14 protein-coding genes and 1 tRNA gene are annotated in these 19,407 nt (G+C 44.0%); 10 read left to right on the top strand and 5 right to left on the bottom strand.

Annotation, left to right across the window (positions count from 1 at the left end):
• Positions 1-266 precede the first annotated feature (266 nt).
• The 4 genes from AB5Z12_RS14910 to AB5Z12_RS14895 all read left to right on the top strand — a co-directional run bounded on the left by AB5Z12_RS14910 (position 267) and on the right by AB5Z12_RS14895 (position 4,865).
• Complete coding sequence (locus AB5Z12_RS14910; RefSeq protein WP_148463702.1) at positions 267-1,268, top strand: Rpn family recombination-promoting nuclease/putative transposase; 1,002 nt, start codon at positions 267-269, stop codon at positions 1,266-1,268.
• A gap of 137 nt (positions 1,269-1,405) precedes the next feature.
• Positions 1,406-3,001 carry an AAA family ATPase gene (locus AB5Z12_RS14905; RefSeq protein WP_148463703.1) on the top strand — a complete coding sequence of 532 codons (1,596 nt, stop codon included), beginning with the start codon at positions 1,406-1,408 and terminating at the stop codon, positions 2,999-3,001.
• A 72-nt stretch (positions 3,002-3,073) separates the two neighbouring features.
• Positions 3,074-4,000 carry a hypothetical protein gene (locus AB5Z12_RS14900; RefSeq protein WP_148463704.1) on the top strand — a complete coding sequence of 309 codons (927 nt, stop codon included), beginning with the start codon at positions 3,074-3,076 and terminating at the stop codon, positions 3,998-4,000.
• Positions 4,001-4,484: 484 nt separating this feature from the next.
• Positions 4,485-4,865 carry a hypothetical protein gene (locus tag AB5Z12_RS14895; RefSeq protein ID WP_173717715.1) on the top strand — a complete coding sequence of 127 codons (381 nt, stop codon included), beginning with the start codon at positions 4,485-4,487 and terminating at the stop codon, positions 4,863-4,865.
• An 85-nt stretch (positions 4,866-4,950) separates the two neighbouring features.
• Here AB5Z12_RS14895 and AB5Z12_RS14890 read toward each other — a convergent pair whose 3' ends face one another.
• The 4 genes from AB5Z12_RS14890 to AB5Z12_RS14875 form a co-directional block, all read right to left on the bottom strand.
• On the bottom strand, positions 4,951-5,544 hold the full coding sequence (locus AB5Z12_RS14890; protein ID WP_173717716.1) for a hypothetical protein: 594 nt from the start codon (positions 5,542-5,544) through the stop codon (positions 4,951-4,953).
• 123 nt (positions 5,545-5,667) lie between these two features.
• On the bottom strand, positions 5,668-6,435 hold the full coding sequence (locus AB5Z12_RS14885) for a CpsD/CapB family tyrosine-protein kinase (protein WP_173717717.1): 768 nt from the start codon (positions 6,433-6,435) through the stop codon (positions 5,668-5,670).
• Entirely contained in the window at positions 6,435-7,184 is a 750-nt protein-coding gene (locus AB5Z12_RS14880; protein WP_173717718.1) for a YveK family protein, read from the bottom strand. The genes AB5Z12_RS14885 and AB5Z12_RS14880 overlap by 1 nt, the downstream gene beginning before the upstream one ends.
• A gap of 75 nt (positions 7,185-7,259) precedes the next feature.
• On the bottom strand, positions 7,260-8,270 hold the full coding sequence (locus tag AB5Z12_RS14875; protein ID WP_173717719.1) for an LCP family protein: 1,011 nt from the start codon (positions 8,268-8,270) through the stop codon (positions 7,260-7,262).
• 355 nt (positions 8,271-8,625) lie between these two features.
• Between AB5Z12_RS14875 and AB5Z12_RS14870 the strand changes: the two genes are divergently transcribed.
• The 3 genes from AB5Z12_RS14870 to selB all read left to right on the top strand — a co-directional run bounded on the left by AB5Z12_RS14870 (position 8,626) and on the right by selB (position 13,641).
• Entirely contained in the window at positions 8,626-10,008 is a 1,383-nt protein-coding gene (locus tag AB5Z12_RS14870) for an exopolysaccharide biosynthesis polyprenyl glycosylphosphotransferase (RefSeq protein ID WP_173717720.1), read from the top strand.
• 24 nt (positions 10,009-10,032) lie between these two features.
• Entirely contained in the window at positions 10,033-11,871 is a 1,839-nt protein-coding gene (glmS, locus tag AB5Z12_RS14865; RefSeq protein WP_173736258.1) for a glutamine--fructose-6-phosphate transaminase (isomerizing), read from the top strand.
• A 129-nt stretch (positions 11,872-12,000) separates the two neighbouring features.
• Positions 12,001-13,641: a selenocysteine-specific translation elongation factor gene (gene selB, locus AB5Z12_RS14860; RefSeq protein WP_368368695.1), complete on the top strand. Its 1,641-nt coding sequence runs from the start codon at positions 12,001-12,003 to the stop codon at positions 13,639-13,641.
• A gap of 34 nt (positions 13,642-13,675) precedes the next feature.
• Here selB and AB5Z12_RS14855 read toward each other — a convergent pair.
• A tRNA-Sec gene (locus AB5Z12_RS14855) sits at positions 13,676-13,772 on the bottom strand.
• A gap of 261 nt (positions 13,773-14,033) precedes the next feature.
• Between AB5Z12_RS14855 and plsX the strand changes: the two genes are divergently transcribed.
• The 3 genes from plsX to smc all read left to right on the top strand — a co-directional run bounded on the left by plsX (position 14,034) and on the right by smc (position 19,401).
• Positions 14,034-15,059 carry a phosphate acyltransferase PlsX gene (gene plsX, locus AB5Z12_RS14850; RefSeq protein WP_368357342.1) on the top strand — a complete coding sequence of 342 codons (1,026 nt, stop codon included), beginning with the start codon at positions 14,034-14,036 and terminating at the stop codon, positions 15,057-15,059.
• Positions 15,060-15,138: 79 nt separating this feature from the next.
• On the top strand, positions 15,139-15,822 hold the full coding sequence (rnc, locus tag AB5Z12_RS14845; protein WP_118578867.1) for a ribonuclease III: 684 nt from the start codon (positions 15,139-15,141) through the stop codon (positions 15,820-15,822).
• Between the two features lie 18 nt (positions 15,823-15,840).
• Positions 15,841-19,401 carry a chromosome segregation protein SMC gene (smc, locus tag AB5Z12_RS14840; RefSeq protein ID WP_368357343.1) on the top strand — a complete coding sequence of 1,187 codons (3,561 nt, stop codon included), beginning with the start codon at positions 15,841-15,843 and terminating at the stop codon, positions 19,399-19,401.
• Positions 19,402-19,407 lie beyond the last annotated feature (6 nt).

Here is a 19,407-nt window from a genome sequence, read left to right as displayed (position 1 = left end):
ATTTTTACTATTTAGTTTTCAAGGAACAGATGAGCCAATATAACTGGCTTAAGTTGACACTATATTGCTAGCATTGGGGTCTGTCCCCATAAATGCAGAGTGAAATTCCTAAAAGTTTTCTAAAAAACTTATTAAATAAATTTCATACTTTTCCAATATATTTTCCTTCCAGAAAAGGAAACAGTATGCTATCCTATATACATCATAAGAGTTTCAAACCTACATAAGCTCTTCTGAAAAACAAATCATAGAAGGTGGTGAAATCCATGGGAAGAAAGGATATCATCACAAAAGAGTACATGGAGGACACAGAAGTTTTTGCGGACGTGTTCAACCATATGATTTACAAAGGAGAAAAGGTCATTGACCCTAAGAATTTGAAGGAACTGGATACGGCGAATGTAATTATTCCATATGGAGCTGACGGGGCGGAGGTGCCATATCAGAAATACAGAGATGTGTTTAAAATCCTGTGTGCTATGGAAGATGAAAATGCGGTGTATCTGCTTCTGGGAGTGGAGAACCAGTCCAATGTTCATTATGCAATGCCAGTGAAAAATATGGTTTACGATTCGCTGGAATATGCAGCGCAGGTGCAGAAAGTAGAGGCTTCTCATAAAAAAGCGCGGAAGGAGAAAGATCCTAAAGAGAAGAAACCAGATTCCGCAGAGTTTCTTTCAGGCTTTTACAGAGAAGACAGGCTGCTTCCAATTATAACAGTAGTAGTGTATTTCGGGGCTGATAGTTGGGATGCACCCAGGTCGCTGCATGAGATGTTAATTGTACAGGACGAAAGCATATTGTCATTGGTTCCTGACTATCGGATTAATCTGATTGCACCAGGGGAGATGAGTGAAGAGGAGTTGGAGCTTTTTACTTCTAATTTTCGTGAGGTAATGCAGTTTATTAAGTATTCAAAAGATACGGAGAAGCTGAGCCAGCTTGTGGAGGAGAATACTGCATTTGAAACTATGGACAGGAAGGCTGTTCGTGTAATGGAGGAGATGACTGGAATGAAGATTGAAAAAGAAGTTGAGGAAGAAAAGGTGAATGTTTGTAAAGCGATTCAAGGGATTGAGGAAAAGGGGCGAATCGCTGGATTGGCAGAGGGACGTGCTGCTGGGCTGGCGGAAGGAAAAGAGGCTTTGGAGCGTGAACAGAAACTTACCAAATTCCTGTTGTGCGATAACCGCATCGACGACCTAAAGCGTGCCCTTGACGATTCTGCTTTTCGCCAGAAACTTTTGGAAGAGTATGGAATTGATTAAAAAGATATAAAAACGAGACGTATACGCTAATGGTTTAAAAGCACATATTTTATAGATTTTTTTGCAGTTCCATGGTATCATTATTTCAAGCAAAAGCAATTGATACTGTGGAACTTTTTATCAGGAGTGTGTGTAATATGGGAAGTTATCTGAATCCTGGAAGTGCTTCTTTTCGCAATAGTCTGAGGTCCAAGATTTATGTGGATAAGAGTGAATTGATAGCCAGAACAAATGAATTGATCTGTACAGAGCAGAGATATGTATGTGTCAGCCGCCCGAGACGATTTGGAAAGTCTATGGCGGCTAATATGCTTGCTTCATATTATGAGAAAGAAGAAAATAGCGATGATTTGTTTGGCGGTTTGCGGATCAGCAGAGCAATCACATATAGAGACCATTTAAACCAATATGATGTTATCAAAATCAATATGCAGGAATTCCTGAGCGTTACCAACAGTGTAGATGAGATGCTGGGACGATTGAAGCGGTATTTACTGTTTGATTTGTTAGATGCTTATGGAAATCTGCACTTTCGGGATTCTGAAGATTTGATACAGGTGATGAAGGATATTTTTGCAAAAACAAAATGCCCTTTTGTGATTTTGATCGATGAGTGGGATTGTCTTTTCCGGGAATACAAGAAGGATAGAGAGGCACAGAAGAAGTATCTTGATTTTTTGAGAGTGTGGCTGAAGGATCAGGATTATGTTGCGCTGGCATATATGACAGGAATTTTGCCCATAAAAAAATATGGTTCTCATTCCGCTTTGAATATGTTCACAGAGTATTCTATGACAAATCCCCGTGAGATGGCTGAATTCTTTGGTTTTACAGAAGATGAAGTAAAAATGTTGTGTGCCCGGTACAAGAGAAGCTTTGAGGAAACAAAGGCCTGGTATGATGGCTACGAACTGATAACAGTAGAAGAGAATCAGAAAAAGATTTATTCCATGTATAGCCCGAAATCTGTAGTGGATGCAATGCTCAGTGGGGTGTTTGATAATTACTGGAATCAGACAGAAACCTATGAAGCACTTAAAACTTATATTAGATTGAATTATGATGGCCTAAAAGATTCTGTCATAAAAATGCTTGGAGGCGATAAGGTACAGATTAACACGGGAACTTTTTCGAATGATATGGCGACTTTTCAGGGAAAAGATGATGTATTGACCCTTCTGGTCCACCTTGGCTATTTGAGCTATCATTGGCCGGATAAAACTGTCTATATTCCCAATAAAGAAGTATCTCAGGAATATATAAATGCAATCAGCACTATGGAGTGGCCTGAGGTTATTGACTCTGTAGAAAATTCTAGAAAGCTGCTGGAAGCTTTGTGGAGAATGGACAGTGATACAGTGGCAAAGGGAATCGATAAAGTGCATCAGGAAGTATCTATCTTACAGTATAATGATGAGAATTCTTTGAGCTGTACGATCAATCTGGCATTTTATTTTGCAAGAGAGTACTATACAGTTATTCGAGAACTGCCAAGCGGGAAAGGGTTTGCAGATATTTGCTTTCTTCCCAGAAAGCTTCATCTGGACAAACCTGCAGCCATAATTGAACTTAAATGGAATAAAAATGCTTCCGGAGCAATTGCCCAGATTAAGAGACAGCAGTATAGTGAGGTGCTAAAAGATTATCATGGGGATTTGCTGCTGGCAGGTATTAATTACGATAAGAAGACGAAACTGCATGAGTGTGTGATTGAGAAATTTCAGAAATATTAAAATTCCTGGATTTACAGTATTTTATCATTATCGGAGTTAGAGGATTTCAAGTAAACATAGCGAGGAGAAACTATGATGAAAAATACATTTAATGCTATGCTGAAAAATAGACCCAAAGGTCAAAAAGTGAATGAAATATATCTTTTCAGATTAATGGCAAGGTATCTCAATCAGACGGCGATAAAGTGCACATTTGTGAAACAGATTCATGCTCAATATTATGTGAGTTATAATTCAAATATTTTACATGGACAGTCTAAAAGAGTTGAATTAGGGGATTTACAAATTTTTACATATGATAGAAGTAAAAAAGAATTAAGAATTTGCACATTGCAGGCTAAATATGAAAAGAATATTTTTCGACATCATCCGAGTATTGTATTAAATGTATTTCAATGGGAATTATTAAAAGATAGACCTCTCGTACAGGCTATTTCTAAAAAATATCCTGTTCCTTCTAATATACTTAATTTTAATTTTGCTTATAAAAGTATAAGTGCGTACGGAATATTTTTTTTAGAGAATGCAATTGGCAATGTGGATTTTCTATATACAATTCCAGAGTTTTTAAGTAGTAAGAGACCGCTTATAAACTTATCTCGGAGAAGGAATAAAAGAACTTTTCAATTTAATTGTCCCCGAAAGTATGGTAACGGAAATGAAAAGCATGTTTCTGGTAACATGAATATGTTTGAAAAAGATCTGTTGCAATGTAAAATAGGAGCTCCGGTTATAAAGAAAGATGATTTGAAACTAATAATAACACTCTTGAAATACATGAATGTTCAGGTAAAGAAAGAAAACGATGAACAAAATGCAATTGATCTTATACTGGCGGAATATAAGGATATTTCTGACGATATAGTTATTGATGATACTGTAGACATAGGGTGGTCGCCAGCTATGGTTGTTGTAACGGATTCATTACTATATACCTCACAAGTATTCCAAAGATATGGAGAAATTGAGCCATATCGACGACCTAAAGTGCGCTCTTGACGATTTTGCCTTTCATCAAAAAACTTCGAAGAGTACGAAATCAATTAATTACTTTGCTACCGCCCAGTACTCGTTGGGCGGTAGTGGCGTATATAGAGAATTTTGTTTTTTTTCTATTTATACTGGACTTTATTTGGAAGCGGCTGCTTATTTGTAGCGATGCGTGGGCAGAAAATATCCCTGGCGGGGAGTATGATTTGGTAAAATTACCACTGCCCGGCTCTTGTGGGCGAGTTTCGTTTTTCTATTCCGAAGCGCTTTAAGGACAGGGTAATTACACCAATCCATGGAGTTGAAATGTATAGTTGCATGCAGTACCTGCACAGTATATCTGGAATGTGACAAATACAGAGCAAAAAATCTCGAAATTTTTAGATAAAAACAGACAGATAAAACTTGTGAAGCTCCTGTTTCCGTGCTATTATGAGAATAGAAATTTGAAGCAGCAAACAGCTGTGGAAATAAAGAAAAGATGTGAGAGAAAATGATGGAAACAATACAGGACGTACTTCAGCTGATTTTACAGGCCGATGATATCAAATATGTAAAAAATAGCGGTATATTAAATTATGGACTGGATTTGAAACAGGTGGTGGAACGTGAAATTGAATTGTCTGTTTGCAAGGGTGATAAGGAAATATTGCTTGCGATGAATTATGACATAGAGCAATGCTCTGTTCAATTTCAGATTGTAGACTGCACGGAGGAAGAGGAGAAGAAGATTATAGATCTGGATTTTGCTTTAAACGGTGCCGAAACTGCGGTGGATTTTACACAAGCGCTTAATTTATATTTGTTGAGTATCGGCTATATTGACGAAGACAACCTGGAAGAGTATCGCCAGAAGGTCAGCCGCCTGAGCTGAGAATAATATGTGAGGCGAAAATCAGTAACAATAAAAAAACAGCTCCCTGCGTGGTCAGAGAGCTGTTTTTTATTATACACCAGAATTATTTAACTGTAACGGTGATGTATTTGTTTACTGTCTTGTAGTTTTTAGCTTTAACAGTAACTTTTACCTGATAGGTACCTTTCTTGGTTCCCTTAGCAACTACGATCTTACCGTTTTTGTTAACTTTGATCTTGGAGTTGTTTGTTGTGTAAGAAACTTTACCAGTTTTCTTAGTTACTTTGATAGCTTTCTTAAGAGTCTTGCTGCTCTTCTTAACTGCAGAAGCCTTTACAGTATATTTATCAGCAGACTTTAAGGTTACCTTCTGAGTTTTAGCTTTGATCTTGTAAGTAAGAGTCTGTGTATATCCGGCATATTTTCCTTTACCGATGATGGTAACTTTGTATGTTCCGGCATTCTTACATGTTTTAACTTTTACTGTGTAGTATTTAGCTTTGATTGTTTTTCCAGCTTCATTCTTAACTACAACCTTTGGCTGCTGTTTCTTACCAGTGTAAGTTACAGTTTTCTTGGTAAGAGAAGCATTGAAAGATGTTTTTACAGGTGAATCTGCTGCAAAAACAGTAGTGCTGATGAGAAGCATCATTACTGCAGCCAGGATAGTCACAGCTACTTTTTTGAATGATTTCATTGGTAACACCCTCTATTTCTTAATTTAATGTATTTAATAAACGGTCTCCCCACGCAGACCCGTTTATCCGGAAGTTGGATTACTGTGAATAAAGTTCACAGCCGGTAAAAATAGTACAAACGGTTATTTTCCGGTAGAATTCTTATCTGCAGCAGCGGAGTCAGAGCTGTTTTTTTTATCCTTAGGCTCATAACCATAGCCGTATCCATAACCATAACCGTATTTTCCATAGCCATACTTGCCATAAGCACGTCCCTTTACATCGGCACGGTTCAGAACTGTACCGAGGAGCTTGCAGCCAGACTGCTGGATCTCATAAAGAGACTGCTTGATCAGAGTACGCGGTGTGGTACCAGCACGTACAACCAGAACTGCGCCGTCGCACAGAGAAGCGATAAGCGCTCCATCTGATACACTGCCAAGCGGCGGGGAATCTATAATAACAAAACGATAATTCTCTGAAAGGGTATTCAGAAGCTCTTTGAAACGAACATCTTCCAGAAGAGCGGAAGGATTCTCAAGGAGCTGTGTACACGGAACCATATAGCCGTTTGGAATATTGGTACTGTATATAACGTCCTCATATTCTGCCATACCGGAAAGATAGTGGTTCAGTCCCATAGTAGTGTCATCGTCGTAGTCCATCTGAAAACGTGTTTTCATAACGGATTTACGAAGGTCAACGTCTACCAGAACAGTAGGAAATCCTGCTTCTGCAAGCATTTTCCACAGGTAGGAGGAAATGGTACTCTTACCTTCATTAGGCTGGCAGCTGGTCAAAAGGATCTTGCGGGTATTTTTACCGCAGAATTTAATATTAATACGAAGTCGGTTCATCGCTTCGGAAACTGCATAGGGCAGCTCCGGAAGGTTTACATTAAGCTGGTTCATTATTTCGTACGACCTCTCTTTCTGCCGCGTCTGCGGTGCTGCTCCTCATCCAGATCGATTACCTGATCGCTGTCAGGGATAGTGGTAAGAGGTACCAGCCCAAAATATTTTTCCATATCATCTGCAGTATGAATGGTGTCATCCATCAGATATTTTACAATAAAGAATGCTGCACAGATGAGAAGTCCAAGCAGGGCACCGATTATGGTGAACTTGGTATAGCTTGGAGCCACTTTACTCTCAGGAAGTTTGGCAGGCTGTGCCAGATTCGGAGCAAGTGTGCTCATGGTATCCGGGAGATAATCAATGGCTTCCTCAGCCATAGTTTCAGCCAGATCCATAGCCATCTGCGGATCGGTAGAAGTAGCGGTGATCTCCAGAATACGGGTATCGCTTGGGTTGTTCAGTGAAAAAGCTTTAGCCAGTTCATCGGATGTAGAATCCAGATTCAGACGGTCAATAACACGGTTTAGTACCGGATAGCTGAGCATCAGCTGTTCATAGTCTGCAGTCAGGGAAGTACCAAGATTCAGGTCACTTAAATTGACTACAGAATCGTCTGAGGCAGATACTACGTAAAGCTTGGCTGTGGATTCATAGGTAGGTGCGATAAAGAAAAGGGAATACGCACCCAGAAGTACAGCGCCTGCAATAAGACTGATCAGCAGATAACGCCATTTGTCTAACAAGACGTTGCCTAGATCCACAAGGTCGATTTCCACCTCGTCGTTTGTGAGTTCTTCGTTCATGTCGGGTCTCCTTAATTTTGTTTATTGTAGCTGTTTAGAATCTTCTCTTCTACGATTTATTTTCTAACAGGAAAATTATTTCTTTTCCTTATAAAAAAGCGAAAGGATCGCTTCCTGAAGGCTGTTCGGATCAGGAGTGAAAGTCTGCCAGCCATCCTCGTCGAAGTCGGCAGTTCCTTCTATGGATACTTTCTCCTCCTCTTTCTCATCGGAAAGAAGAAGGGCAAGACGGGAAAACTTCTTGGCACTGATGTTGGTAGTCATGTAGTCCTCAAGTGCATGATAAAGATCCAGCGGGAACGTCTTATCTTCACTGCATTTCGCCTGGAAAACAGGCTTGAAAGCTTCCTCGTACTGGGCCTGACGGCTCATCCGGTTCTCGTTCAGTCCGTCGGCAACGGTCTTGCGCTCACGGATGAAGCGCTCAGCGTCCTTACCGTGCAGAGTTACGGTCTGTCCCTTGATCAGTGTGTCACTGTCCGGGAAATCATCCTCGATGGTGACGGTGACACCGCCAACCATATCATTTACCACTTCAATGGCGCTCATGTTTACCATTGCAAAGCCGTCAATCTTGTGACCGCCAAGGAGCGTGGAAACTGCATCCACAGTATTCTCTGCACGGGTCTCATGATCCAGGCTCATGGCGTGTGCCAGGGAAATCTGGCATTCTGTGGTATCTATGTAAGAGCCGTCATCTGCAAGGCTCTTCACCGGAGTCATGGTGTTCCGGTCGATGGTGAGAAACTTGCAGGTGTCTGTGCTTCTGTCGCGGACAAGCACAAGCAGCACATCACACTGACCGGTGCCGTCGTATTCCTTGATCTCGGTTACCTTATCCGGAGAATCAATTCCGGCGAAAAGGTAAGTCTCAAGATTCCCTTTCGGAACATAGGTAACACCTTTATAAGTAATCTGGTCAGTATCCTGTGTGGAAGAGGATGCGCTCCGGGTCACAGCATGGCTGTTGGCAGAAGTGAGAACACCTGCAGCTGAGCCTATGCCAAGAACGCCGGCGGCAAGTCCTATGGCGAGATATTTTATTTTTTTATTTTTATTCTGTCTGGAAATTTGATTATGACGCATTGATTCCTTTCTGCAGACCGAGGTATACTTCGCAGCTGTTCACTGGTAATGCTCCCCAAAATATCTTGCAGAACATTACCAGTGAACAGTACCTGTAAACCATCACTCTGAAAATTACATATTGACAAAACTCAGAATCTGTTATTTACTTCACATTATAAAATATCATATTGTATAAATACTATATTGCTTTACCACAATATGTACTGATTTTATCACGGTTTGGTCTGGATATCAACCTGCTCTGTCATTTTTGGGCAAAATAAGGTGACGAAAAAAATCGTTTTCCTCTGGGATTTTTTGTGCTATACTTATACAACGTATAGATTTCAGAGGAAATTTACTGGAGGAAAAAATGGAAAATCGCGAACGATATAAGAGACTGATCATGTTTTTGGCGTCTGCGGTGATCATAGCTATTGAAACATTGCTTTTCGCCTATATCTGGTATAAATTTTATGCCCACAAGGAGGTCATCGGCAGACGCTTTGACAGAGGCAATCAGGTAGTCATTGGCCTGTATGTGCTGATGATATACTTCTTTTATAAAATTTACGGTGGTTTTAAGGTGGGTTATCTGCGGGTATTTGAAGTAATCTATTCCCAGATCCTGTCTGTGTGCTGCGTGAATTTTATTACCTATTTACAGTTGTGCCTGATCGGCCGCTGGCGTCTGGGAGAGCATCTGACACCTATGCTGGCTATGATGGGGATTGACCTGGTGATCGTTGTCATATGGGTGGTTGGTATGCGTTATGTGTACACCAGACTGTATCCGCCCAGACAGATGCTGATGATTTATGGCGGACGTAATCCGGGAGATTTAAGGAATAAGTTTGAGACCAGAGAGGATAAATATGCCATTAAAGAGATGGCATCCCTTTCCCTTGGCCTTGACGTGATCAAGGAGAAGATCAACGGATATAAAGCAGTTGTGATCGGGGATATCCCGTCCCACGAACGAAATCTTCTCCTGAAATACTGCTTTGAGAAGGATATCCGCTGTTATTCTATTCCGAAGCTTTCTGATATTATGCTCCGGAATGCAGACGATATTCATTTATTTGATACCACGCTTCTTCTTTCCAGAAACCTGCGTCTGACAGCAGAGCAGCTGTTTTTCAAAAGAATTGTGGATATTATATTTTCCCTGGCAGGGCTGGTGATCGCATCTCCGTTTATGATTCTGATCGCACTTGCTATTAAGCTTTATGATGGCGGTCCTGTTTTTTATAAGCAGCCGCGTCTTACGAAGGATAAGCAGATCTTTATGATCCTGAAATTCAGAAGCATGAAAATGGACTCTGAAGTGAAGGGTGCCCAGCTGGCGAAGAAAGAGGATGACAGGATCACACCGGTCGGGAAGCTTATCCGCCGGATCCATTTCGATGAGCTGCCACAGATTTTTAATATCCTGAAAGGTGATATGTCTCTGGTAGGCCCAAGACCGGAGCGGCCGGAAATTGCTGCACTGTATAGCGAGAGGATCCCTGAATTTGATTACCGCCTGAAAGTGAAGGCCGGACTTACCGGTTATGCCCAGGTTTATGGTAAATACAACACGACACCTTATGATAAGCTGAAACTGGATCTCACCTATATTGAGACCTATTCTCTGAAGCTGGATCTGAAGCTTTTGATGCTTACCTTCAAAATCCTTTTCCAGAAGGAAAATACAGAAGGGGTTGAGGCATGGCAGAAGACAGCTGGCCAGGAGAAAAACGAGGAGAATGATTAAGACTGAGACTGAGGAGGAAATTTTATGTGTGGAATTGTTGGTTATGTAGGAGATGAACAGGCGGCACCGATTTTGCTGACAGGCCTTTCCAAGCTGGAATACAGAGGCTATGATTCAGCAGGTATCGCAGTTCGAAACGAGGCAACTGATAAGATCGCAATCGTAAAGGCGAAAGGGCGTCTGAAAACTTTGATCGAGAAGACAGACGGCGGTTCAGCCGTACCGGGTACCTGCGGTATCGGTCATACCCGCTGGGCGACTCATGGAGAGCCTTCTGAGACAAATGCCCATCCTCATTGTACAGATGATAAGTCCGTAGTACTTGTTCATAATGGAATTATCGAGAATTATCAGGAGCTGAAGGCGAAGCTTTTTCGTTCCGGTTATACGTTCTATTCACAGACAGATACAGAAGTGGCTGTGAAGCTGGTAGATTACTACTATAAGAAAACCGGAACTCCGTTGGAAGCAATCTCCAGAGCAATGCTCCGTATCCGCGGTTCTTATGCATTTGGTGTTATTTTCAAGGACTATCCGGGCAAACTGTTTGCAGCCCGCAAGGACAGTCCGCTGATCATTGGAAAGAGCGAGAACGGAAGCCTTATCGCTTCTGATGTTCCTGCGATCCTGGATCAGACCAGAAGAGTTTATTATATCGGCAATCTTGAAATTGCGGAGCTTTCCCGTGATGAGATCCATTTCTACAATATCGACCGTGAAGAGATTGAGAAAGACGTTGTGGAGATCCAGTGGGATGCAGCTGCTGCTGAGAAGGGCGGCTATGAGCACTTTATGCTGAAAGAGATCCATGAGCAGCCGAAGGCTGTTCAGGACACCATTGGCGCTTATGTAAAAGAGGGACACATTGATTTTTCTGAGACAGGGCTTACAGATGAGAAGCTGGCTTCTCTTAAGAGAATCTATATCATCGCCTGCGGTTCTGCTTACCATGTTGGTATGGTTGGCAAATATGTGATCGAATCCATGGCGAAGATCCCGGTTGAGGTGGATGTGGCTTCTGAGTTCCGTTACCGTGATCCGATCCTTGTGGAGGATTCCATGGTGGTTATTATTTCCCAGTCTGGAGAGACTGCAGACAGCCTGGCTGCCCTTCGTCTTGCCAAGGATAGAAATGTTCCGGTACTTAGTGTAGTCAATGTTGTAGGCTCCAGCATTGCAAGAGAGAGCGATTATACGTTATATACTTATGCAGGACCTGAGATTTCTGTTGCCACCACCAAGGCTTACAGCACCCAGCTGATCGTCATGTATCTGCTGGCTATCCAGAGTGCTTTTGTCCAGGGAAAGCTTGAGGAGGGAAAAGTGACCCGTCTGCTTGCTGAGATGGAGACCCTGCCGGACAAGATCAGCCGTGTTCTGGATGATAAGGAGCGTATCCAGTGGTTTGCAAGCAAGTATGCAAATGCCCATGATATTTTCTTCATCGGCCGAGGAATTGACTATGCTATCAGCATGGAAGGAAGCCTGAAGATGAAGGAGATCAGTTACATTCATTCTGAGGCTTACGCAGCAGGTGAGCTGAAGCACGGAACTATCAGCCTTGTAGAGGATGGTACTCTGGTGATCGGTGTGATGACGCAGAAGGATCTTTTTGAGAAGACACTGAGCAATATGGTTGAGGTAAAGAGCCGTGGTGCTTATCTGATGGGACTGACCAGCTATGGCAATTACAGTATTGAGGATACCGCTGATTTCTCCGTATATGTTCCCAAGACGGAGAAGTATTTCACAACCAGCCTTGCAATTGTTCCGCTGCAGCTGATGGGATATTATGTCAGCGTAGCGAAGGGCCTGGATGTGGACAAGCCGAGAAACCTGGCAAAATCTGTTACTGTAGAATAATGTTATTAAATTGCTGAATTATATTTTTAAACAACAGAAAAAAGACAATATTGTTATAAATATGGCGCGGAGAAGTGGCTCCTTCGCGCTGTTTATTTGAAAGCGAAATAGTGGGATTGTTCGTACAAAATGGGGCGTGAAAAAGATATGGAAGAAAAAAGGTACAGAATCATAGGTACTGCCGGACATATTGATCATGGTAAGACCTGGCTGGTCAAGGCGCTGACAGGCACGGATACGGATCGCCTGGCAGAGGAAAAAAGGCGGGGGATTACAATTGAAAATGGTTTTGCGTTTCTGAAATTTCAGGATGGCAGGGAAGCTGGGATTATTGACGTGCCAGGCCATGAAAGGTTTATAAAGAATATGCTGGCTGGAGCTGGCGGAATTGATATTGCCATGGTAGTGATCGCAGCAGATGAGGGAGTTATGCCTCAGACCAGGGAACATCTGGCAATACTTTCCCTGCTTGGTATTCGAAAGGGTGTGCTTGTGCTCACCAAAGGTGACCTGGAATGGAAAAAGGGACTTGACCAGGAAATTAGGGAGTTTGCTGAGGGGACGTTTCTGGAAAATGAGGATGTGATAGTGACCAGTGCTGTGGATGGGCGTGGGATTGAGGAACTGCGCAGGGTGTTGTGGAAACTGTGCACAGCCGGAAAAAACACGGGGAATCAGAAGCCTTCCCAAAAAGAAGGTGACAGCTGCACAGACAGAATGGGGACAAAAGCATCTGCGTTTCGCCTGCCCATAGATCGTGTATTTTCTCTAAAGGGTTTTGGAACTGTAGTGACCGGGACGCTGCTTGATGGCAGTTTAGGCTTGAATTATGACGCCATGCTTTATCCCAGAGCTGAAAGGGTAAAAATTCGAGGGATTCAGGTGCATGGCCAGGAAGTATCCGAAGCTGTTCCGGGACAGCGGGTGGCTGTAAATCTTCCGGGGATTGGAAAAGAGCAGATCTCCCGGGGAGAAATTCTGGCAGCAGCAGGAAGTATGGAAGGTACCATGATCGCAGATGTACGGCTGCAGCTGTTGAAGTCAGGACAGCGTACTTTAAAAAGCGGTACCCGTGTTCATCTTTATCATGGGGCAGCAGAACTGGTGTGTAAAATAATTCTGTTTGACAGAGTAGTGCTGAAGCCCGGTGAAGAGGCCATAGTCCAGCTTCGGATGGAGCAGGTGACGGCAATGAAAGCAGGGGATCGTTTTGTTATAAGATTTTATTCGCCGGTAGAAACCATCGGCGGTGGAGTTGTGCTGAATCCCAATGGGGTAAAAAGGAAAAAAAGACAGAATGCAGATGCTGTTGTTCATTGCGCATGTACCGGAAAGGAAAGAAAAAAAGCACATGCTTCAGGAAAAATAACAGAAGAAATATGTGGGAATTCTGTCTTTTTGCAGCTGCAGGAATTATATCTGAAATCGGGCTTTATGCCTCCGCTGACAGATGAAGTGAAGAAAGTATTTTCCGGTGAGCGGGATTTTTCAGAAGTGTTCTTTGCCATGGTGCGGGACGGTGTTCTTGTACGGTTTGACGAGAAGCATTATATGCACTGGGAAATACGGCAGAAAGCTCTGGATATGGCGTATCTGTTATATGAAGAAAAGGGTATGATCCAGACTGGAGAATTTCGTGACCGTCTGGGAATATCCCGTAAATGTGCGATCATACTGCTGGAGAGGTTTGACAGAGAGCGGATTACAGTTATGGAAAATGGAGGAAGAGTGTTAAAACGAAACTTGCAGCAGACAGATCGGTCTCCATGAGAAGAGTAAGAATGGAAAGCTGGGTATGCTTTTTTGGCGGGAACATATGGGAATCGAACCCATCCGGGACGGGATTAGCGCCCCACACTGGTTTTGAAGACCAGGAGGCACACCGGCACCTATCTGCTCCCAGTGAGAGTATAGCGGAGATTGGAAGCTTCGTCAACCACAGTCTTTGGGTCCGAAACCTTTCTTTGATTCCCTATTGACTAAGAGGGGGCAGATAAAGTAGAATAGTATTATTCGGGATAGTGTACCTTGTAGCCTTTTTCAAACATGCTATGGTATGGAGGAGCTGTTGAATTGGGCTGTGTTTTGCATATCCCGATTATAATGGATGTTTTCACATTACCAGATTACAGTATTGAAGAATATCCGAAGAGGAGAAAAATATGGCAGAGACAGTTAGAGTTGTAGTAGATGCCATGGGCGGAGACAACGCTCCGGCAGAACCAGTGAAAGCAGCCGTAGAGGCTGTTGCCGAGAGGGAAGACATTGATGTGATCCTTACCGGCAGGCAGGATGTAATTGAGAAAAAGCTGAGTAAATTTCAGAATTACCCCAAGGAAAGAATCCAGATCGTGAATACCACAGAGGTGATCGAGACAGCAGAGCCTCCGGTTCTGGCAATCCGTAAGAAGAAAGATTCTTCCATTGTGGTAGGACTGAATCTTGTGAAGAAGCAGGAAGCAGAAGCATTTGTTTCCTCTGGAAGCTCAGGCGCTATTTTAGTAGGTGGTCAGGTGATCGTAGGAAGAAGCAAAGGAGTACAGCGTCCGCCGCTGGCACCCTTGATTCCTACCCAGAATGGTGTGTCACTTCTTATTGACTGCGGTGCGAACGTAGATGCCAGACCAGAGCATCTGGTACAGTTTGCGAAGATGGGTTCCATCTATATGGAAGACGTGGTTGGAATCAAGAACCCTCGTGTTGCCATTGTAAACATTGGTGCAGAGGAGGAGAAGGGAAATGCCCTTGTGAAGGAGACGTTCCCTCTTTTGAAGGAATGCCCGGGGATCAATTTTATTGGAAGTATTGAAGCAAGGGATATTCCGGCTGGTTATGCAGATGTGATTGTCTGCGAGGCTTTTGTCGGGAACGTGATCCTGAAGCTTTATGAAGGACTTGGAAGTACCTTTATGAAGATGCTTAAAACCGGCCTTATGAAAGACACCCGCAGCAAGGTTGGAGCTCTTCTGGTGAAACCGGCCGTCAAAGAAACCATGAAGGCATTTGATGCAAGTGAGTACGGCGGAGCTCCTCTTCTGGGTCTTAAGGGACTGGTTGTGAAGACACACGGCAGTGCCAGGGCGGTTGAGATTCGTCACGCTATTTTTCAGTGTGTTCAGTTCAGACAGCAGAAAATCAATGAGAAAATCGCTGCCCATATGGTGGAAGAGACACCAGAAAAAGCATGATCATCCATGCATTGCAGCAGACTCTTCGGCAAAGACCTGCCGGGGGTCTGCCAGCTAGTCAGAGGGAAGGAAGTTTATCATGGAAAAAAAGTTAAAAGCATTGGAGAACCGGATCGGTTATGAGTTCAGGAACAGAAACCTTCTGATCCTTGCACTGACACATAGTTCTTATGCCAACGAGAAGAAGCTTGGTAAGGCAGGCTGCAACGAGCGTCTGGAGTTTCTTGGAGATGCAGTTCTGGAGCTGATCAGCAGTGATTTTCTTTATAAGAAATTCACCCAGATTCCAGAGGGCGAATTGACCAAGAAGAGAGCCAGCCTGGTTTGCGAACCCAGTCTTGCTTATTGTGCAAGAGATTTCGGACTGCCGCAGTATCTGCTCCTTGGAAAAGGTGAGGACATGACTGGTGGAAGAAACCGTGACTCTATTGTTTCCGATGCAACAGAGGCTCTGCTTGGAGCTATCTATCTGGACGGTGGTTTTGCTAGCGCAAAGGAGTTTGTTCTGAAATTCATTCTGAACGATCTTGAGAACAAACAGCTCTTTTATGATAGCAAGACCATCCTGCAGGAAATCGTACAGGAGAAGGGAACCCATCTTGTGGAGTACCATCTGATAAAAGAAGAAGGCCCGGATCACAATAAAAGCTTTACCGTGGATGTGCTTGTCAGCGGTCATGTGATGGGTACCGGAGTAGGACATACCAAGAAAGCTGCCGAGCAGGAAGCTGCTTACCAGGCAATCCGGAAGATGAGAAAATAATAACAAGGGTTCGAATATATGTATTTAAAAAATATTGAAGTGCACGGGTTTAAGTCCTTTGCACAGAAAATCAATTTCGAATTTCATAATGGAATTACGGGAATCGTTGGCCCCAACGGCAGTGGAAAAAGCAACGTAGGTGATGCGGTCCGCTGGGTCCTTGGAGAACAGAGCGCCAAGCAGCTTCGAGGCGGAAACATGCAGGATGTTATTTTTTCCGGCACGGAGACCAGAAAGCCCCTTAGCTTTGCTTCTGTTGCCATTACTCTGGATAACAGCGATCACAAGCTTCCGGTTGATTTTAATGAGGTTACGGTTACCCGAAGACTTTACCGCTCCGGTGAAAGTGAATATCTTATTAATGGAAGTGCCTGTCGTCTGAAGGATATTAATGAGATGTTTTACGATACCGGTATTGGTAAAGAGGGCTATTCCATCATCGGGCAGGGACAGATCGATAAGATCTTAAGTGGTAAGCCGGAAGAGCGCCGTGAGCTTTTTGACGAAGCTGCCGGAATCGTAAAGTTTAAGCGAAGAAAGGCAACTACCATTAAGAAGCTGCAGGACGAGCAGGCGAACCTGGTGCGTGTTACCGATATTTTAAGTGAGCTTACCAGACAATTGGGCCCTTTGGAGCGCCAGTCCGAGACAGCCAGAATTTATCTTGCCAAAAGAGACACTTTGCGGGAACTGGATGTGAACAGTTTCCTTCTGGAAAACGAGGAGACTAGCCGTGAATTAAAAGAGCTGGATACCAAGAATACCAGGGCTGCTGAGGAGCTGGAGGAGAATCAGAAGGCCTACGAGCAGACGAAAGTGGAATATGACCGTCTGGAAGAGGAACTGGAACAGTTGAATTCCCAGATGGATCAGCTGCGTGAAGAGACGCAGAATAAGGCAATCCGCAGGCAGCAGCTGGATGGCGAGACCAAGGTACTTCGGGAACAGATTTTGTCCGGAGTGCAGAGTGAAGAACATTACAAGAGCCGTCTGCAGTCCATTGAGGCGGATCTGAAGGAACGCCAGGAGTCTCTGGAGAGGCAGGAGGCGGAGAAATCCCAGCTCCATGCAGCTCTTCTGGAAGCAAGGAAGCGCCAGGAGGCAGAAGAGGACCGGATTTCTAATATTCAGGCACAGATCGAAGAGTGCTCCCAGGCAGTGGAGAATGGCAAGAACGAGATTATCGAGCTTCTCAATACCCGTGCCACTACCAAAGGAAAAGCCCAGCGTTTCGATACCATGATGGAGCAGATCGATATCCGTAAAGCGGGAATCAGTCAGAGACAGCTTCATTTGAAAACAGAGGAAGCCCAGCAGCAGAGTGAGCTGGAGAGGGCAAAGGAGAAGTTTCAGGGAATTACCACACTTATCCAGGACATGAATGCAGAGTGTCAGCGCCTGGATAATGAAGTACATAAAATTACAGATGAATTAAAGAAACAGAACAGCCAGATGGAAATCGGCCAGAGTGCATATCACCGTGAGGCTTCCAGGCTGGAATCTTTGAAAAATATTACAGAGCGCTATGACGGATACGGAAACAGTATCCGCCGTGTAATGGAACAGAAGGACCGGGTACCGGGAATTAAGGGTGTTGTAGCGGATCTGATCCAGGTAAATAAGGAGTATGAGATCGCCATTGAGACGGCTCTTGGCGGAAGTATTCAGAACATTGTCACAGACAATGAACAGACGGCCAAGCAGATGATCGAATTTCTGAAGAAAAACCGTTTCGGCCGTGCTACGTTCCTTCCGCTTAACAGTATCAATACCAGAAGTGGTTTTACCCAGAGGGATGCGCTGCAGGAGCCGGGAGTGATCGGGCTTGCCAGTGAACTGGTAACTACAGGTCCGGAGTATGCTGGACTTGCTACTTATCTTCTGGGTCGTGTGCTTGTGGTGGATCACATTGACAATGCCATTGCCATTGCGCGAAAGTACCGGCACAGTCTTCGTATGGTAACTGTGGAGGGGGAATCCTTCAGTCCGGGCGGTTCTATGTCAGGTGGTTCTTTTAAGAATAACAGCAACCTTCTTGGCCGCCGCCGTGAGATCGAAGAACTGGAATCCAGTGTGAAGGCTCTTCGAAAAGACATGGATGACATGCAGACTGCTATTAATGATAATCGAAGCAAGCGCAATGTTATGCGTGACACCATTGCAGATCTGCAGGAAAAACTGCGTCAGCAGTATGTTGCCCAGAACACGGCGAAGATGAACATTAACCAGGTAGAAGCCAAGATAAAGGAAATCCAGGCTGGCTACGGAGAGATTCAGAGAGAGCAGATGGAAATCCGCCGTCAGATCGAGGAGGCAGAGGCTGATCACAGCAAGATTGCCGAAGAATTGAAGGCTTCTGAGCAGGATGAGAAAGAACTGGAGACTTTTATCCAGAATAAACAGGAAGAATTAGAGACCTGGAGGGCTTCTGAGCAGGAGGTTTCCAGGAAACTGGAGGCTCTTCGTCTGGAAGCAAGTACAGCCCAGCAGAAAGAAAGCTTCGCAGCAGAGACTCTGGGCCGTCTGACCCATGAGATGGAAGCTCTTCGCCAGGAGGAAGCAGATATTCATGAAACGCTGGAGCTTGGCGGCGAAGAGAATGAGAGAAAGCGCCAGTCTGTAGAGAACCTGGAGGCAGTGATCCGGACTTTGGAAGAGGATGAAACCAAGGCGAAGGCTCAGATGGAGAGCTGGCAGAGTGTGAAGGATGAAAAAAATGCCAGCCATAAGGCATTTTTTGAGAAGCGGGATCAGCTGTCCGGCAGGATTTCACTTCTGGACAAAGAGTGTTACCGTCTGAAAAGTCAGATCGAGAAGCTGGAAGAGCACAGGGAATCTCAGATTTCCTATATGTGGAATGAGTATGAGATCACCCCGAACAATGCCCTTCAGTACAAAAAAGAAGAGCTGAACGATCTGAAAGCCATGAAGAAAGAAATTGCCCAGGTGAAGGATGAAATCCGTAAGCTTGGTAACGTTAATGTAAATGCAATTGAGGAATATAAGGAGATTTCAGAGCGTCATGCTTTCCTTTCCGGACAGTATGAGGATCTGAAAACCGCAGAGGCACAGCTGGAGAACATTATCCAGGAACTGGATGAGGGAATGCGTAAACAGTTTACGGAGAAATTCCAGGATATCCAGAGAGAGTTTGACAAGGCTTTCAAGGAATTGTTTGGAGGCGGTAAGGGGACTCTGGAGCTTGAGGAAGACGTGGACATTCTGGAAGCAGGAATTCGTATTATTTCCCAGCCGCCGGGCAAAAAGCTTCAGAATATGATGCAGCTTTCCGGTGGTGAGAAGGCACTTACTGCAATCGCACTTTTGTTTGCAATCCAGAATCTGAAGCCGTCGCCATTCTGTCTTCTTGATGAGATCGAGGCGGCACTTGACGATTCGAATGTAGGCCGTTTCGCAGGCTATCTTCAGAAGTTGACGAAGAACACGCAATTTATTATAATAACACACAGGCGTGGTACTATGAATGCCGCAGACAGACTTTATGGTATTACCATGCAGGAGAAAGGCGTCTCCACGCTGGTTTCCGTTGATCTTGTGGAAAACCAGCTTACGCAGTAAAAGGAG

Source organism: Ruminococcus sp. RTP21358st1_G6_RTP21358_211008 (assembly GCF_040908885.1).
In the GTDB taxonomy this organism is placed as follows: Bacteria; Bacillota; Clostridia; order Lachnospirales; family Lachnospiraceae; genus Blautia_A; species Blautia_A faecis.
Note: the sequence above shows the minus strand (reverse complement) of the source record. Positions and strands in the feature narration are given on the sequence as shown.

Bases quoted from the DNA above. Each gene is read 5' to 3' on its own strand.
- AB5Z12_RS14910 (WP_148463702.1), top strand. From the start codon at position 267: ATGGGAAGAAAGGATATCATCACAAAAGAGTACATGGAGGACACAGAA.
- AB5Z12_RS14905 (WP_148463703.1), top strand. From the start codon at position 1,406: ATGGGAAGTTATCTGAATCCTGGAAGTGCTTCTTTTCGCAATAGTCTG.
- AB5Z12_RS14900 (WP_148463704.1), top strand. From the start codon at position 3,074: ATGATGAAAAATACATTTAATGCTATGCTGAAAAATAGACCCAAAGGT.
- AB5Z12_RS14895 (WP_173717715.1), top strand. From the start codon at position 4,485: ATGATGGAAACAATACAGGACGTACTTCAGCTGATTTTACAGGCCGAT.
- AB5Z12_RS14890 (WP_173717716.1), bottom strand. From the start codon at position 5,544: ATGAAATCATTCAAAAAAGTAGCTGTGACTATCCTGGCTGCAGTAATG.
- AB5Z12_RS14885 (WP_173717717.1), bottom strand. From the start codon at position 6,435: ATGAACCAGCTTAATGTAAACCTTCCGGAGCTGCCCTATGCAGTTTCC.
- AB5Z12_RS14880 (WP_173717718.1), bottom strand. From the start codon at position 7,184: ATGAACGAAGAACTCACAAACGACGAGGTGGAAATCGACCTTGTGGAT.
- AB5Z12_RS14875 (WP_173717719.1), bottom strand. From the start codon at position 8,270: ATGCGTCATAATCAAATTTCCAGACAGAATAAAAATAAAAAAATAAAA.
- AB5Z12_RS14870 (WP_173717720.1), top strand. From the start codon at position 8,626: ATGGAAAATCGCGAACGATATAAGAGACTGATCATGTTTTTGGCGTCT.
- glmS (WP_173736258.1), top strand. From the start codon at position 10,033: ATGTGTGGAATTGTTGGTTATGTAGGAGATGAACAGGCGGCACCGATT.
- selB (WP_368368695.1), top strand. From the start codon at position 12,001: ATGGGGCGTGAAAAAGATATGGAAGAAAAAAGGTACAGAATCATAGGT.
- plsX (WP_368357342.1), top strand. From the start codon at position 14,034: ATGGCAGAGACAGTTAGAGTTGTAGTAGATGCCATGGGCGGAGACAAC.
- rnc (WP_118578867.1), top strand. From the start codon at position 15,139: ATGGAAAAAAAGTTAAAAGCATTGGAGAACCGGATCGGTTATGAGTTC.
- smc (WP_368357343.1), top strand. From the start codon at position 15,841: ATGTATTTAAAAAATATTGAAGTGCACGGGTTTAAGTCCTTTGCACAG.